Source organism: Streptomyces sp. NPDC002403, assembly GCF_053593015.1.
This window is the reverse complement of record NZ_JBSFBQ010000008.1, coordinates 86,973-101,070: the sequence shown is the minus strand read 5'-3', so window position 1 is coordinate 101,070 and position 14,098 is coordinate 86,973. Positions and strand designations below refer to the sequence as shown.

Here is a 14,098-nt window from a genome sequence, read left to right as displayed (position 1 = left end):
GTGACCGGAAGAGAAGAAGAGAATGCGTTCGACGGCCTCGGCCCGCTGGTCCGGCGGCACGTGGTGGATCACCGGAAGCGGTGGGTGAACGCGGCCTGCGCCCTGCTCGTCGCCGTCCCGTCCGGCTGGCTCGGCGTCTGGGGCCTGTCCGCGACCGGCGAGGGGTCGGCGGGCAGCAACAAGGCGATCGGCCTTCTGATCGGTCTCGCGCTGGGCGCCGCGGGCGTCGCGGTGAACCAGGTCGTGCGGGCCGTGCGCGGCGAGCCCGGGGAGTACTTCGAGGTGCGCCGGGACGGCCTCGTCCACGGGTCCCGGCGCGGGGTCGCGGGCTGGTCCTGGGACCGCGTCACCTCGCTCCACGTCGACGGTGACGCGGTGAACGCCGTCGCGACCCGGCTCGGCAACGGTTTCCGCTGCGAGATCCGTTTCGACGACGGCACCCGGCTGCGGGCGGACGGGCTCACCCGGCGCGCCGCCGACCTGGGGCGCACCCTGCTCGTCCAGTGCCCGCACGTCGCCCTGGTCCCGCGGGTCCCCTGGTACGGCCGGGTGGGCGGATCGCTGCTCGCCGGGGCGGTGGTCTGCGTGGCGGCGATCGCCGCGATGATCGTCTACATCGTGGACCACCCGGACAAGGAGCACCGGGTCGCCGCGGGCGAGGGCATGACCATGGTGCAGAGCGTCGAACCGGGCATCAGCTCGACGGGCTACGCCTTCCTGACCGGGGGCATGCTGGTGTGCGCCGTCGCCGCGATCACCCTCGGCGTCCTCCATGTACGGGGCCGGGCCCACCGCTGAACCGCCCGGCACCCCGCACCGGGTCAGGTGTGCGACGGCCGCTCCGTGCCCAGCAGTTCCCGGGTGTGCTCCCCCAGGGCGGGGGCCGGGCCGCGGAAGGTGTCGAGGCCCGCTCCGAAGGTCACGGGGAAGCGGGCCTGCGGGCAGGCGGCGGGATCGGCGGGGGCGTGGAACAGCTGCCGGGCCGTTGCGTGGGGGTCGGCCAGGAGGTCGCCGGGAGTGGTGTGGACGGGCGCCCAGGGAGCGTCGAGGCCGTCCAGGCGCTGCTGCCACCAGGCGTGGTCGCGGGCCCGGAAGACCCCGTGCAGCAGGTCGCTCACGGCCTGCCGGGCGGCGGTGCGGGCGGCCCGCCGGTCGTAGGCGGGGGTGTTCAGCGCCGGGAAGTCGCCCGCCAGCCCGGTGCGGAAGCGGTGCCAGAACTTGTCCTCGAACGTGGCGAGGGAGAGGCGCTTTCCGTCGGCGGTGGTGAAGATGTCGTTGTCGCCCTGGACCAGTCCCGCGTCGAGGGGGTCGGGGATGTCGCGAAGCGGCAGTGCAAAGAGGGAGCACCAGGCGGTGACGGACTCGCTGAGGGATACGTCGATGTGCTGGCCCTCGGTATCGGTCCCGGCGCCGAGGGCGGCGGTCAGGGCGAGGGCCGCGTGCATGGCTCCGGCCATGTCGCCGATCCGGACGCCGGGGCGGGTGATGTGGCCGTCGAGCCGTCCGGGGACGGCGAAGAAGCCGGACAGGCCGAGGAAGTTGAGCTCGTGGCCGGGCTTCGGTGCGTACGGTCCGCTCTGCCCGTAGCCGCTGAGCGAGCACAGCACCAGGCGCGGATTGGCCTCGTGGAGCGTCTCGTAGCCCAGGCCCATCCCGTCGAGGACGCCGGGGCGGAAGCTCTCCACGACGGCGTCGGCGGTGCGGACCAGGTCCAGGAAGGTGTTCCGGCCGCCCTCGTCGCGCAGGTCCAGGGTGACCGACCGCTTGTTGCGGTTGAGCGCGTCGAACAGATCGGGGGCGATCCGCAGGGGGTCGCCGGTGTCCGGGGACTCGACCTTGACGACGTCGGCGCCGAGGTCGGCGAGCAGGGATGTGGCGTACGGGCCGGGCAGCAGCCGGGAGAGGTCGAGGATCCGTCTGCCCGTCAGTGACGACCAGGCGGGGGCTGCGGAGCGAGCGGGGCTTGTCATCGGGTGCACCTGTCTTGCGGTGTGAGGGGCCACGTGCGGCGGGAGAGGCAGTCAGTCCATGAAGGCGAGGCCGTGCGCGATGCCGTTGCGCTGGATCTCGGAGGTGCCGGTCAGGACACGGAACATGCGGATCTTGCGGAACAGGAACTCGATCTCGTTGCCCTGGGTGAGACCTTCCTTGCCGTGGATCTGGACGGCCTGGTCGAGGATGCGGAAGGCCGACTCGGCGACGAACAGCTTGCTCATGAACGCCTCGGTGCGTACGTCCTTGCCCTGGTCGAGGGCGGCGAGCGCGGCGTAGGTCATGGAGCGGGCGGCGTACAGCTCGGTGGCCATGTCGGCGACCTTGTGCTGGATGGACTGGAGGGTCAGCAGGGGCCGGCCGCCGGCGACCTTGCGGGTGCGGGTGCGTCGCAGGGTGAGGTCGAGGGCGCGGCGGGTGGCGCCGATGACGGTCGGGCAGTGCAGGAGCCGGTTGGTGGTGACACGGCCGAGCGCGATCCGCATCCCCTTGCCCTCCTCGCCGAGGAGGTTCCGGGCGGGCACGTGGCAGTCGTCCAGGACGATGTCGCTCTCGATGTGCTCGCCGGACATGGGCGTGGCGCCGTCCTCCACCCGGCAGCCGGGGCTGTCGAGGTCGACGAGGAAGGCGGAGAAGGACGGCTTCTCACCCTCCTGTTCGCCGGTCCCCGCCATCCGGGCCACGACGATGGCGAAGTCGGCGAACGGACCCGCGGAGCTGAAGACCTTGTGGCCGCTCAGGCGGTAGCCGTCGCCGTCGCGGACGGCGGTGGTGCGCATGGACCGTACGTCGGAGCCGGCGTCGGTCTCGGTCAGCGAGAAGCAGCAGGCGCGCTCACCGCGGACCAGGGGCAGCAGGTACGTGTCGAGCTGGTACTCGGTGGCGTGGGCGAGGATGTCACCGGCCCGGAGCGGGCCGCCCATGTCGCCGAGCACGCTGTGACCCACCACGCGTCCGCAGGCCCCGACCTCCTCCTTGAGTGCGGCCAGTGCGGTGTAGGAGAGGTTCTGGCCGCCGTACTGCTCGGGCAGGTGGATGCCGTAGAAGCCCAGTTCGCGGCTGCGCCGCCAGACGGGTTCGAGGTCGGAGCGGCTGAGGCGGCTCTCGTGGGTGATGCCGCGCTCGCGTTCGTAGTCGGCGAGTTCGCCGTCGAGGTAGGTGCGGAGCCGGTCGACGAGGCCGGAGATCCGGGGGTCGTCGTGGTCGGGGCGCAGCGAGAAGGTCATGTCGTGGGGGTCCTTGCCGGTCCGGAGGGGCGGGGTCAGTTCACGCGGCGGTCGGTGCCGGCCCAGAACGGTTCGCGCACGGCCTTGCGGTCGAGCTTTCCGTTGCGGTTGTGGGGCAGCTCTCCGACGAAGTCGACGCTCCGGGGCTTCTTGAAGCGGTCGAGCCGCTCGGCGCAGAACGCGGTGATCGCGTCGGCGCTCAGCTCGTGGCCGGGGCGGGGCACGACGACGGCCTTGACCGCTTCGCCCCAGGTCTCGTCGGGCACACCGACGACGCAGACTTCCTGGACGCCGGGGTGCTCGTAGAGGGCGGCCTCGACCTCGGTGCAGTAGATGTTGAACCCGCCGGAGATGATCATGTCCTTCTTGCGGTCGACGAGGAACAGATAGCCGTCCTCGCGCATCCAGGCGAGATCGCCGGTGTGGACCCAGCCGTCGCGGAAGGTCTGCGCCGACAGTTCGGGCTCCTGCCAGTACTCGCGTACGCAGTCGGGGCCGCGGACGATGAGTTCGCCGACCTCGCGGGGCGGCAGCGGGCGGCCGGACTCGTCGGCGATCCGGATCTCGGTGTCGTACATCGCCCGTCCGCAGGACTGCAGGAGTTCGGGGTCGTCCGCGACGGCCCGGGCGATCTCCTGGCTGCTCAGTCCCGCCACCACGCTGGTGGTCTCGCCGAGGCCGTAGCCCTGCGCCACGACCGGGCCGAACAACTGCACGGCGTCCCGCAGGCGTCGGGGCGATATGGGCGCGCCTCCGACGCGTACGCCGGTCAGGCTGGACAGGTCCCGCGCGCTCGCGTCCGGGTGGGCCAGCACCATGTTGACCATGGCGGGGACGAGGAAGGTCGCGGTGATGCGTTCCTCCTCCACCGCGTCCAGGAACGCCCCGGCGCTCCAGGCGGGCAGCACATGGGTGGTCGCTCCGGCGAACACATTGGCCAGCAGGGTCATGCCGGTGGCGTGGGTGATGGGGCCGCAGGCGAGGTAGCGGGTGCCCGGCCGGGGCCGGGACTCGTCGCTCATCAGCAGTTTGCGCATGTTCGCGAGGCGGTTGCCGAAGGTCTGGACGGCGGCCTTGAGCGCTCCGGTGGAGCCGGAGGTGAAGTTGAGGACACAGGGGGCGTCCTCGTCCACGTCGATGGCGACCGGGCCGGCCCCGGCCACCGCCGCATCCTCCTCCTCCGCTCCCGCTCCCGCCTCGCCGAGCAGGGTCCGGTAGCCGAGGACCGTGGTGGCGGCCGGTGTCGGGGAGGGCAGTTCGTCGTCGAGGAGTACGGGGAGACAGCCGGTGTCCGAGGCCGCGACGGCGGCCAGCGCGTCCTCGCGGTGCGCCGCGTCGAACAGCAGGGCGCGCACCGGCGCGTAGCGCAGGATGTGCTCGATCTCGCCGCGGCCCAGACGGGCATTGATCGGCGCGCGCACCAGTCCGGCCTTGTAGAGGGCGAATTCGACCTCGACCAGTTCCCCTCGGTTCCAGGCCAGGGAGGCGACCGCGTCGCCGGGTCGCAGCCCGCGGGCCAGCAGCGCGGAGGCGAGCCGGTCGGTCGCGGTGTCCAGCTCCGCGTACGTCCAGGAACGCTCGCCGCAGACCAGGGCGGTCGCGTCGGGCCAGTAGCGGGCGCTGCGGGTGAGGTAGGTGCCGAGGTTCATCAACGATCTCCAGTCTTGCAGTCTGACCAATTGAATACAGCAAGAACGTTTACAGACACAATGTTTTGTATCTTGTGGACTGTCAAGAGCCATCTAGACTGTGCGCGAACCACGACAGGGCGAAGGGGGCCGCATGGCCGAGGACAGGCGCACCAGGCGCACCCGCAGGGCGCTGGGCACCGCACTGGTGGAGCTGGTGCTGGAGCGCGGCTTCGGCGCGCTCACCGTCGAAGACATCACCGAGCGGGCCGATGTCGCGCGCGCCACGTTCTACGCGCACTTCAAGGGCAAGGACGACCTGTTCGCACGGGTGACCTCCGATCTGCTGGAGCAGCTCGCCCAGCGACTGGAGCCGGTGGTCTCCGGCAGCGCCGTCGGGTTCACCGGCAAACCGCTGCTGGAGATGTTGCGGCACGTCGACGACGAACGGGACGTCTACCGGGCCGTGCTGCGCGGCGAGGGGGACGGCAGGCCGTTGCAGATGTTCGTGGACTCCTGCGCCGCCGCGACGGCGCAGGAGTTCAAGGCCCGCGCCGAACGCAACAGCGTCCAGCCGCGGATCGACGCCGACCTGCTGGCCCGCGTCTGGGTCGGCGAGCAGATCGCCGTACTGCGCTGGTGGGCCGAGCAGGACACCCCGCCGATGCCCGCGGAGGAGGCCGTGCGCATGCTTCTGGACCTGGCCCTGCACGGCCGGTACTGGGCCAGCGGATTCACCGCACCGGATCAGGGCTGACCGGCTCCGGCCGGCCCTGGAGCACGCCGAGCCGCACGGCGTCCCGGGCCGGGCGTATGCAGCGGACGGCCACCGCCCCGCAGGTGATCATGACGGCCGCCGCCAGGACGAACGACTGCGTGTAGCCCGCACTCGCCGAGGGCGCCGTGTCCAGCAGACGGCCGGTCAGGGACGGGGCCAGCAGCCCCGGAAGCGTGCCCGTCGCGGCCACGATCCCGAAGAGCGCGCCGCGCTGGGAGGCGGGCACGACCGCCGCGGCCGTCATGTAGTGCAGCGGGAAGGCGATGGAGTGCACCGCGAAGGCGACCGCGATCAGGGCGAGCCGCAGCGGGAGCGGGCCGACGAAGGGGAAGACCGCCATCGCCGTCCCCGCACACGCCACCGCGAGGCCCTGCGGCACACCGCTGGACAGGCGCAGCGACACGCCGCGCCGGGTCAGCCGGTCGATCACGGGCGACAGCGCCAGCAGCAGCACGAAGCTCACCGCGGACACGGCGCTGAGCACCGCCGCCGCCGTTCCCGGGCTCATGGCGAGCTCGTTCCTGAGGTACGAAGGCAGCCAGGCCTGACTGAGGGACATCGCCCATGACGCCCCGAAGGCGCTGGTCACGCTCCCGATCACGGTGCCGCAGAGCAGCAGGCGGCGGTAGGGGACGCGCGCGGACCCATCGGCCGCGGCCGGCATCCGCGCGGGCGGCTGGTCATGGGGACCGTCACGCCCGACGAACCACCACACCGCACTCCACACCAGGCTCGTCACGGCCAGCGCGGCGAACGCCGAACGCCACCCGAACCCGGTGATCAGCCAGGTCACCACGGGGGCCGCCATGAGGGTGCCGAGCGCCGCGCCACTGATCTGCAGGGCCGAGGGCAGGCCGCGGCGGCCCACCGGAAACCACTTGTAGAGGGCGTGCATCGACATGGGCGTGGCCGGCCCCTCGGCCGCGCCGAGCAGCACCCGGCCGGCGACCAGCGCCGGAACGGCAGCCACGAGCAGGACGGGCAACTGGGCCAGCCCCCACACCAGACACATCACGAACAGCAGCACACGGCTGGAGATGCGCGAGGAGAAGAAGCCGACGACCAGCCCGGAGAGGCTGAACAGGATCGAGTACGAGCTGGAGATCAGGCCGTAGGTGCTGTGGCTGATACCCAGTTCGTCCATGATCGGGTCGGCCGCCAGCCCGAGCACCGACTTGTCCGCGAAGTTGACGATCATGAATGCGACGATCAGTGCGGTGACGAGCCAGGCGCGGCGCCGGTCGAACACGGGCGCCCCGAGTTCGCCGGGTGCGCCGGGAGCCGGCGGCGGTGATGGCTGCGAGGGCATGGGAAGACTCCTGCGGTTCGGGGGAAGCAGGGGTGGACGCTCCGGTGACGGGAGCTTCGGCATCGGACGTACGCGGGTGACGGCGCCGCTCCCGTCCGGGCACGCCCTGTCGGGGCGCTACGGCAAATCAATTGAACGAAGCGTCCAGTAACGGGCTGTTGATTCGGCAACGTAACGCGCTGGCCACTTCCGGTCAATGCTTCTATGGCAAGCGAGCCACCACATCGCAACTCAACAGTCCAGAGCGATTGATCGGAACTCAGAGGGTTCATAGAACCAGACGCTATGTATGGTAGCGATCGAAACGTCACTCATTTTGAGGAGCGCGCATGACCGACGCACCGCTGGCGGATCTCCACTGGTCCCGCGGCTACACCGACCCGGCGTGGGTGCGCCGCTACACCACGGCGGGCCGGGAGCTGCTGCCCAGCCGTCGGGTGTGGCGCGGACCGGGCCCCGCCCGGGACCTGCCGGCCGGCACCGCCGGAATCGACCGGCTCACCATCACCGCGCCCGACGGCCGCATCCTGACCCTCCAGGACCTCTTCGCGACCGCCCAGACCGACGCCCTCCTGGTGATGCACCGCGGCACCCTCGTCCACGAGAGCTACCCGCACGGACTGAGGCCCCACGAGGCCCACTTCAACGCCTCGGCGGCCAAGTCGTACGTGGGCCTGCTGGCGGCCACCCTGGCCCACCGGGGAATCCTCGACCGCGACGCGAGAGCCGCCACGTACGTCCCCGAACTCGCCGGCACCGCCTTCGGGGACAGCACCGTCGACCACCTGCTGCACATGGGAACCCACGTCTCCTACGCCGGGCGCCCCTTCGACAAGCCGATCGAGGCCCAGCGCTACTTCGCGGTCGTCGCACCGCCCCTGCGCCCCTACGGCTACAGCGGCCCCACCAGCATTCGCGAACACCTCGCCACCGCGCGCGCGACGGCCGCGCCGGGCACCGCGTTCCGCTACGAGAACGGCAACGTGGAGGCGCTCGCCGAAATCCTCCGCCGCGTCACCGGCACCACCACCTCGGAGCTGCTGAGCGACATGATCTGGTCACGCCTCGGGGCCGACGAGGACGCCTACTACGTCCTCGACGGCGAGGGCACCGAGGCCGCCTGCGGCGGATTCAGCGCCACCGCCCGCGACGTGGCCCGGCTCGGCGAGCTGATCCGCTGCGGCGGAGCCGTCGGGGACCGGCAGATCATTCCGGACGCCGTGATCGCCGCCATCCCCGACGCCCCGGCGGGCTACGCCCGGCGCGTCCGCTTCCCCGCCGCACCCCCCAGCGCCCCCGCCACCCTCTCGTACCACGACTTCTGGTGGATCCTGAACGATCCCCACGGCTCCTTCATGGCCAGCGGCATTCACGGCCAGCGCCTCTTCGTCTCACCGGAGCTGGAGACCGTCATCGTCCACTACGGGTCCCAGGTGATGTCCCCGGTCGCCCCCGCGGCCCCGCTCGTCCAGGCGTTCCTGCAGATAGGCACCCACCTGCGGGACACCCGCTGACCCGGGGCCCCTCGTCCGGACCGGGCCGGGCCCACAGGGGCCGGGCCACCCCCGGGAGCGCCACCGGCGGGCGGACACCGCCCGTACGGGCGCGTCACCCGTGCCCGCCCGTACGCGCCGGACGAGTCGATGTCAGGATGGTTCCATGACGAGCAAGGTTTACTTCGACATCACCATCAACGACGAGCCCGCCGGGCGGATCACGTTCAAGCTGTTCGACGACATCGTCCCCAAGACCGCGGAGAACTTCCGCCAGCTGGCGACCGGCGAGAAGGGCTTCGGCTACAAGGGCTCCTCCTTCCACCGCGTCATCCCCGACTTCATGCTGCAGGGCGGCGACTTCACCCGGGGCGACGGCACCGGCGGCCAGAGCATCTACGGCGCCAAGTTCCCGGACGAGAACTTCAAGCTGTCGCACACCAAGCCGGGCCAGCTGTCCATGGCCAACAGCGGCCCCAACTCCAACGGCTCGCAGTTCTTCATCACGACGATCGTGACGTCGTGGCTGGACGGCAAGCACGTGGTCTTCGGCGAGGTCGACGACGAGGACAGCATGAAGCTGGTCAAGAAGATCGAGTCCCTCGGCTCGCAGAGCGGCCGCACCCAGGCGAAGATCACCATCGCGGACAGCGGCACCGTCTGACCCGCACCCGCACCCGCTGAACGAGCGCGCCGCCCGGCATCCCACCGGGCGGCGCGCTCCGTCGTACCGGCGGCCCGGCGTCGCCGCCCCGCTCGCTACGGTGTCGGGATGGGGAACACATTCCACGGCGGGGGCCGCAGCCTGTCCATGTCCAACGGGAGCACGGACGTCTTCGTCGACGTACTCGTGCTGGCCGTGTCCGACCTCGCGGAGAGCGTCTGGGAGTACCGCTTCGCCACCCTGCTGACCCTGCAGGACCAGAGCGCCGTGGGACGCGGGGTGGTCGGATTCGACCTGGAGGACATCGACTGGGGCAGCTCCCCCGGCGAGCAGGCCGCGGCGAAGAACTTCGTCCTGCGGGTACTCGATCTGGCCCTGCGCAGGCACCGGTGGGACGAGCTGGATTACGAACCGCCCTTCGCCGAGGGATTCCTGCGGCAGTACCGGGAGATGGTCGAAGCGTTCGACCCCGCCTGCGCCGAGCCGCAGAACGCCATGTCCCCCTTTCCCGGCCCGGAGGAGGCCGCCATGGCCTCGTGCGTACGGCACCGCGTGCTGTGCGCGCCGGCGAACTGGGACGCCTGCGTCTTCTGCAACGCGTCCGCGCCACCCTGCTGATTCCGTGACGCATCGCCTCACCGACCCCACTGTCAACCATCGGTTGACACCTCGGGACTGTCAACCTAAGGTTGACACATGGTGAATCCCGTACGCCCGACGCATCCCGTACGCCTCGACGACCTGATCGAGGCCATCAAGAAGGTGCACACCGACGCCCTCGACCAACTCTCGGACGCGGTGATCGCCGCGGACCACCTCGGTGACATCGCCGACCATCTGATCGGCCACTTCGTGGACCAGGCACGGCGCTCGGGCGCCTCCTGGACCGAGATCGGCAAGAGCATGGGCGTGACCAGGCAGGCCGCCCAGAAGCGGTTCGTGGCCAAGGATCCCGGCGAGGTGTCGGACCTCGACCCCAGCCAGGGGTTCAGCCGCTTCACCCCGCGGGCCAAGAACGTCGTCATGGCCGCGCAGAACGAGGCCCGCACGGCCCGCAACGACGAGGTGGGCACCACGCACCTGGTGCTGGGGCTGCTCAGCGAGCCGGAAGGGCTGGCCGCGGCGTTCGTCAAGGCCCAGGGCATCACGCTGGAGGACGTCCGCCGGGCCGCGACCGAGGCGCTGCCGCCGGCCGCGACCGGCGAGCTGCCGGAGATCGTCCCGTACGACGCCGGGGCCCGCAAGGCGCTGGAGCTGACGTTCCGGGAGGCCCTGCGGATGGGCCACAACTACATCGGAACCGAGCACATCCTGCTCGCGCTGCTGGAGCAGGAGGACGGCGCGGGTGTGCTGACGGGTCTCGGCATCGACAAGGCGACCGCCGAGACGGGCATCGCCGAGGCCCTCACCCTCCTCACCGGCTCCCAGGAGGAGGACTGAACGAGGCGCCGGGTCCGCCGCGCACCCCGGCGGACCCGGCGCCGGTCGCCGTACGCGGGCGGCGGCCCCGCCACAGCGAATTCCGGCCAGTGCACGGCTATCGGGGCGACGAGGCCCGCGAGACCCTCGGCCGGCGAGGGCCGGGGCGCACCGAGCGGTCGCCCCTGTCCGCTCACCGGACGCTGACCAGGGCCGCCCGTTCCGGAGCCGGACGCGGACACCTTCCGGCCGGCCGCCCCGGAGACGGACCGCGGGCCCGCCGGCACTTACGGCTGACACGGCACCCCGCTCCCCGCGCTCCCGGATGTCCGCCGGGAAATTCTCCGGAAAATTTCAGCGGACTCCGGCTTCGAGCCGAAGACTCCAGCGGCCCGGCACACCCGTGAGCGTGACCGTGGAGAGCGGCCCGACGTCCACGCTCCAGAACGTCGACGGCGGCGCCTTGAGCGCGTAGACGAGCGCGGCCCGGACGACCGCCGGTTCGGCGACGGCGACGATGGCGCCGTCGCACGCGGGGCGGGTGTCCAGCCAGCCCCCTATCCGCGAGATGAACGCGAGCAGCGGTTCACCGCCGTGCGGCGCCGAGCGCGGGTCCGCCAGCCAGGCGTCGACCGCCGCGGGCTCGCATGCTGTGACGTCGGCGAGGGTCCAGCCTCGCCAGCGGCCCATGTCGCAGTCGCGCAGGGCCGGCTGGACGAGCGGGGCGAAGCCGAGCGCGTCGCCGGTCGCACGGCTGCGCGGAGTCGGCGAGCAGTAGCGCAGCTCGGCGGCGCCCAGCGGCATGAGAGCGGGCGCGGCGAGCCGTATCTCGTACAGACCGGTGTGGTCGAGCGGCCGGTCGTCGTCGAAGCGCTCGGTGAGCACGGCGGAGCTGCGCGCCGCGGCGACCAACGAGACTCTGGAAGTCATGGCGGCGATCGTGGATCCGAACACCCTTCCGGTCAAGAGGGCCTTCATGAGTCCTTCCGGCCCGGACCGGACCGCGGGGGATCCGGCGGCGCCGGTCCTCCATATGGCTTGAAGCGGCCTTCTCAGGAACCGTGCGGGCCACTCCGGTCAGGACCGGAAGCCGCCCGCGGAAGCGGTCAGGACTTCGTCGCAGGCGGTGCGCAGCCGCCGGATCCCCTCGGCGATCTCGGCCGCCCCGGCGACCGCGGCGAAGCTGAGCCGGATCTGCGGGGACGGGGGTTCCGCGCAGAAGTACGGGCGGCCGGGCGCGATGGCGACCCCCGCCCGCAGGGCCGCCGAGACCACCGCGGACTCGTCCGTACCGCCTTCCGCTTCGGGCAGGCGCAGCCACAGGCTGCCGCCCCCGGCGGGGATGTGCGGGAGTGCGAGGGCGGGCAGTTCCCGGCCCAGGGCCGTCGTCATGGCGGTGCGGCGGTCCTTCAGCCCGGTCGCCACGGAACGCAGATGGTGGCCCCAGGCCGGGGACCCGACGAGTTCGAGCGCGGCCTCCTGGAGCGGCCGGGGGACGAAGAAGCTGTCGACGACCTGGATGGCCCGCAGCCGTCCCAGCACCGGCCCGCGGGCGGCGAGTGCCCCCACCCGCAGGCTCGGCGAGGCGATCTTGGTGAGGGAGCGGACATGGACGACCACCCCGTCCGGGTCGTCGGCGGCCAGTGGCGCGGGCAGCGGCCCGGCGTCCTCGTGGGCCAGCCGGCGCGCGAAGTCGTCCTCGACGACGAAGGCGCCCGCCGCGCGGGCGATCCGGACGACCTCGGCACGCCGCTCGGGGGCGAGGACCGCGCCGGTCGGGTTCTGGAAGAGCGGCTGGCAGACGAAGACACGGGCGCCGGTGGCCCGGAACGCGGCGTCGAGCAGCTCCGGCCGTACGCCGTCGGCGTCCACCGGCACCGGAACGGGCCGCAGCCCGGCGGCGCGGGCGACCGCCAGCATGCCGGGGTACGTGGGTGACTCGACCAGCAGCGGGGCGCCGGGCGGGGCGAGCGCGCGCAGCGCGGTGGCCAGGGCGCTCTGTCCGCCCGCGGTGATCAGCACGTCGGCGGCGGTGAGCGCGGGGCCGATCTCCCGGGCGAACCAGGACCGCAGTTCGGTGAGGCCGTCGGTGGGCGGCCGGCCCCAGGCGCCGGGGCGGCGGCCGGCCCGGGCGAGGGCGGCGGCGAGCGCCCGCTCGGGCTGGAGCGAGGAATGGAGGTAGCCGCCGTTCAGCTCGATGACGCCGGGCGGCGGTGCGGCGAGCGTGACCAGGACACCGGAGGCGTCGACGGTGCGCGGCACCGCCTCGGGGCCGCCGTCGCCGCTGAGGGAGATCTCCTGCCAGGAGGTGTCGCCCGGCTCGGGCACCTCGGTACGGGGCTGCGCCCGGAAGGCGCCCGAACCGGGTCTGGTGACGACGAGCCCTTCGGCGGCGAGCTGGGCGACGGCCCGGGAGACGGTGACCGGGCTGACCCGGAAGCGTTCCACGAGGGCCCGACTGGACGGCAGCTTTCCACCGTATGGATAGCGCTTCAGCTCGCCACGGAGGGATTCGACCAGTTCGGCGACACTGCTACGCTCTTGCATGAGAGCCAAGGATAGCGCTACTAGCAGGAGCACGATAGCGATCGGTTCGCCGCCCGGCGCCGGTACCGCCCACGGGGCCGCCACTCGGGCCGGCAGCGGGACCGGCCGCGCCACGGCTCCCGACACGCACCGCGGCGGCGTCCTTCTCGCCGGACTCGGCGTCCTCGCCTTCTCGCTGACCTTCCCCTCCACGGCCTGGGGGCTGGAGAGCTTCGGCCCCTGGTCGCTGGTGGCGCTGCGCACCCTGATCGCCGGGGTGATCGCGGGCGGTGCGCTGCTGCTGGGACGCGTCGCGGTGCCGGACCGCCCGCACCGCGCCGGGCTCGTCGTCGTCGCCGCGGGAGTGGTGATCGGTTTCCCGCTGCTGACCACGCTGGCGCTGCAGACCTCGACGACCTCGCACGCGGCCGTGGTCGTGGGGCTGCTGCCGCTGACCACCGCGGTGTTCTCCTCGCTGCGGACGGGGGCGCGACCGCCCCGCGCCTTCTGGGCCGCGGCGCTGTCCGGCGCGGCCGTGGTGATCGCGTTCACCGTGCAGCAGAGCGGGGGCGAGGTGTCCGGCAGCGATCTGTATCTGTTCGGCGCGCTGCTGGTGTGCGCGGCGGGGTACACGGAGGGGGGCAGGCTGGCCCGGGTCATGCCGGGCTGGCAGGTGGCCGGCTGGGCCCTGGTGCTCTGTCTGCCGCTCGCGGTGGCGGGGGCGGCGATCGCACTGCCTGCCGAGCCGGTGCGGCCGACCGCGCACGGGGTGATCGGCCTGGTCTGGGTGGCGGCCGTTTCGACCTTCCTCGGCCTGTACGTCTGGTACCGCGGGATGGCGGAGATCGGAGTGCCCCGGGCCAGTCAGCTCCAGCTCGCACAGCCGCTGCTGACCCTGGTCTGGTCGTTCTTCCTGCTCGGCGAGACGGTCCCGGCGGCGGCGCCGGTCGCGGCCCTCGCGGTGCTCGTCTGCATCGCGGCCACCCAGCGCGCGGGACGTCCTCGATGAGGCCGGGACCGCTCCACCGGGCGAAGTCGGCTTTCGGTCATAGACTTGTCGACA

The 14,098-nt window shown here is 72.2% G+C and carries 13 protein-coding genes; 7 read left to right on the top strand and 6 right to left on the bottom strand.

Annotated elements, in window-relative coordinates:
* The gene (locus tag ACWCPY_RS12415) at positions 1-798 is read left to right on the top strand and encodes a hypothetical protein (RefSeq protein WP_451264254.1); all 798 of its coding nucleotides are present in this window, start codon (positions 1-3) and stop codon (positions 796-798) included.
* A 23-nt stretch (positions 799-821) separates the two neighbouring features.
* Here the strand turns inward: ACWCPY_RS12415 and ACWCPY_RS12410 are convergent, their stop codons facing one another.
* From ACWCPY_RS12410 to ACWCPY_RS12400, 3 genes are read right to left on the bottom strand one after another with little or no spacing between them, the layout of a single operon-like run.
* The gene (locus tag ACWCPY_RS12410; RefSeq protein ID WP_451264253.1) at positions 822-1,970 is read right to left on the bottom strand and encodes a CaiB/BaiF CoA transferase family protein; all 1,149 of its coding nucleotides are present in this window, start codon (positions 1,968-1,970) and stop codon (positions 822-824) included.
* Between the two features lie 51 nt (positions 1,971-2,021).
* Entirely contained in the window at positions 2,022-3,218 is a 1,197-nt protein-coding gene (locus ACWCPY_RS12405) for an acyl-CoA dehydrogenase family protein (protein ID WP_451264252.1), read from the bottom strand.
* 35 nt (positions 3,219-3,253) lie between these two features.
* Positions 3,254-4,867: an AMP-binding protein gene (locus tag ACWCPY_RS12400; protein WP_451264251.1), complete on the bottom strand. Its 1,614-nt coding sequence runs from the start codon at positions 4,865-4,867 to the stop codon at positions 3,254-3,256.
* Positions 4,868-5,000: 133 nt separating this feature from the next.
* Between ACWCPY_RS12400 and ACWCPY_RS12395 the strand changes: the two genes are divergently transcribed.
* Entirely contained in the window at positions 5,001-5,603 is a 603-nt protein-coding gene (locus tag ACWCPY_RS12395) for a TetR/AcrR family transcriptional regulator (RefSeq protein ID WP_451264250.1), read from the top strand.
* On the opposite strand, the gene ACWCPY_RS12390 is transcribed toward ACWCPY_RS12395, so the two are convergent.
* Complete coding sequence (locus ACWCPY_RS12390; RefSeq protein ID WP_451264249.1) at positions 5,581-6,933, bottom strand: MFS transporter; 1,353 nt, start codon at positions 6,931-6,933, stop codon at positions 5,581-5,583. The two genes, ACWCPY_RS12395 and ACWCPY_RS12390, sit on opposite strands and share 23 nt — an antisense overlap.
* A gap of 329 nt (positions 6,934-7,262) precedes the next feature.
* On the opposite strand from ACWCPY_RS12390, the gene ACWCPY_RS12385 reads away from it, so the two are divergent.
* From ACWCPY_RS12385 to ACWCPY_RS12370, 4 genes are all read left to right on the top strand, one after another.
* The gene (locus ACWCPY_RS12385; protein WP_451264248.1) at positions 7,263-8,447 is read left to right on the top strand and encodes a serine hydrolase domain-containing protein; all 1,185 of its coding nucleotides are present in this window, start codon (positions 7,263-7,265) and stop codon (positions 8,445-8,447) included.
* Positions 8,448-8,592: 145 nt separating this feature from the next.
* Entirely contained in the window at positions 8,593-9,090 is a 498-nt protein-coding gene (locus ACWCPY_RS12380; RefSeq protein WP_451264247.1) for a peptidylprolyl isomerase, read from the top strand.
* Positions 9,091-9,198: 108 nt separating this feature from the next.
* Positions 9,199-9,708: a hypothetical protein gene (locus ACWCPY_RS12375; RefSeq protein WP_451264246.1), complete on the top strand. Its 510-nt coding sequence runs from the start codon at positions 9,199-9,201 to the stop codon at positions 9,706-9,708.
* Between the two features lie 78 nt (positions 9,709-9,786).
* Positions 9,787-10,530 (top strand): Clp protease N-terminal domain-containing protein, encoded by a 744-nt coding sequence (locus ACWCPY_RS12370; RefSeq protein WP_451264245.1) that lies wholly within the window; start codon positions 9,787-9,789, stop codon positions 10,528-10,530.
* Between the two features lie 333 nt (positions 10,531-10,863).
* Here ACWCPY_RS12370 and ACWCPY_RS12365 read toward each other — a convergent pair whose 3' ends face one another.
* Together ACWCPY_RS12365 and ACWCPY_RS12360 are read right to left on the bottom strand one after the other, a co-directional pair.
* Positions 10,864-11,439, bottom strand: coding sequence for a histidine phosphatase family protein (locus ACWCPY_RS12365; RefSeq protein ID WP_451264244.1), 576 nt, complete (start codon positions 11,437-11,439; stop codon positions 10,864-10,866).
* Between the two features lie 147 nt (positions 11,440-11,586).
* Complete coding sequence (locus ACWCPY_RS12360) at positions 11,587-13,056, bottom strand: aminotransferase-like domain-containing protein (RefSeq protein WP_451264243.1); 1,470 nt, start codon at positions 13,054-13,056, stop codon at positions 11,587-11,589.
* Between ACWCPY_RS12360 and ACWCPY_RS12355 the strand changes: the two genes are divergently transcribed.
* Complete coding sequence (locus ACWCPY_RS12355; RefSeq protein ID WP_451264242.1) at positions 13,055-14,044, top strand: DMT family transporter; 990 nt, start codon at positions 13,055-13,057, stop codon at positions 14,042-14,044. The genes ACWCPY_RS12360 and ACWCPY_RS12355 overlap by 2 nt on opposite strands.
* Positions 14,045-14,098: the final 54 nt, after the last annotated feature.

Coding starts and splice junctions, on each gene's coding strand:
- ACWCPY_RS12410 (WP_451264253.1), bottom strand. CDS start 1,970: ATGACAAGCCCCGCTCGCTCCGCAGCCCCCGCCTGGTCGTCACTGACG.
- ACWCPY_RS12405 (WP_451264252.1), bottom strand. CDS start 3,218: ATGACCTTCTCGCTGCGCCCCGACCACGACGACCCCCGGATCTCCGGC.
- ACWCPY_RS12400 (WP_451264251.1), bottom strand. CDS start 4,867: ATGAACCTCGGCACCTACCTCACCCGCAGCGCCCGCTACTGGCCCGAC.
- ACWCPY_RS12395 (WP_451264250.1), top strand. CDS start 5,001: ATGGCCGAGGACAGGCGCACCAGGCGCACCCGCAGGGCGCTGGGCACC.
- ACWCPY_RS12390 (WP_451264249.1), bottom strand. CDS start 6,933: ATGCCCTCGCAGCCATCACCGCCGCCGGCTCCCGGCGCACCCGGCGAA.
- ACWCPY_RS12385 (WP_451264248.1), top strand. CDS start 7,263: ATGACCGACGCACCGCTGGCGGATCTCCACTGGTCCCGCGGCTACACC.
- ACWCPY_RS12380 (WP_451264247.1), top strand. CDS start 8,593: ATGACGAGCAAGGTTTACTTCGACATCACCATCAACGACGAGCCCGCC.
- ACWCPY_RS12375 (WP_451264246.1), top strand. CDS start 9,199: ATGGGGAACACATTCCACGGCGGGGGCCGCAGCCTGTCCATGTCCAAC.
- ACWCPY_RS12370 (WP_451264245.1), top strand. CDS start 9,787: ATGGTGAATCCCGTACGCCCGACGCATCCCGTACGCCTCGACGACCTG.
- ACWCPY_RS12365 (WP_451264244.1), bottom strand. CDS start 11,439: ATGACTTCCAGAGTCTCGTTGGTCGCCGCGGCGCGCAGCTCCGCCGTG.
- ACWCPY_RS12355 (WP_451264242.1), top strand. CDS start 13,055: ATGAGAGCCAAGGATAGCGCTACTAGCAGGAGCACGATAGCGATCGGT.
- ACWCPY_RS12360 (WP_451264243.1), bottom strand. CDS start 13,056: ATGCAAGAGCGTAGCAGTGTCGCCGAACTGGTCGAATCCCTCCGTGGC.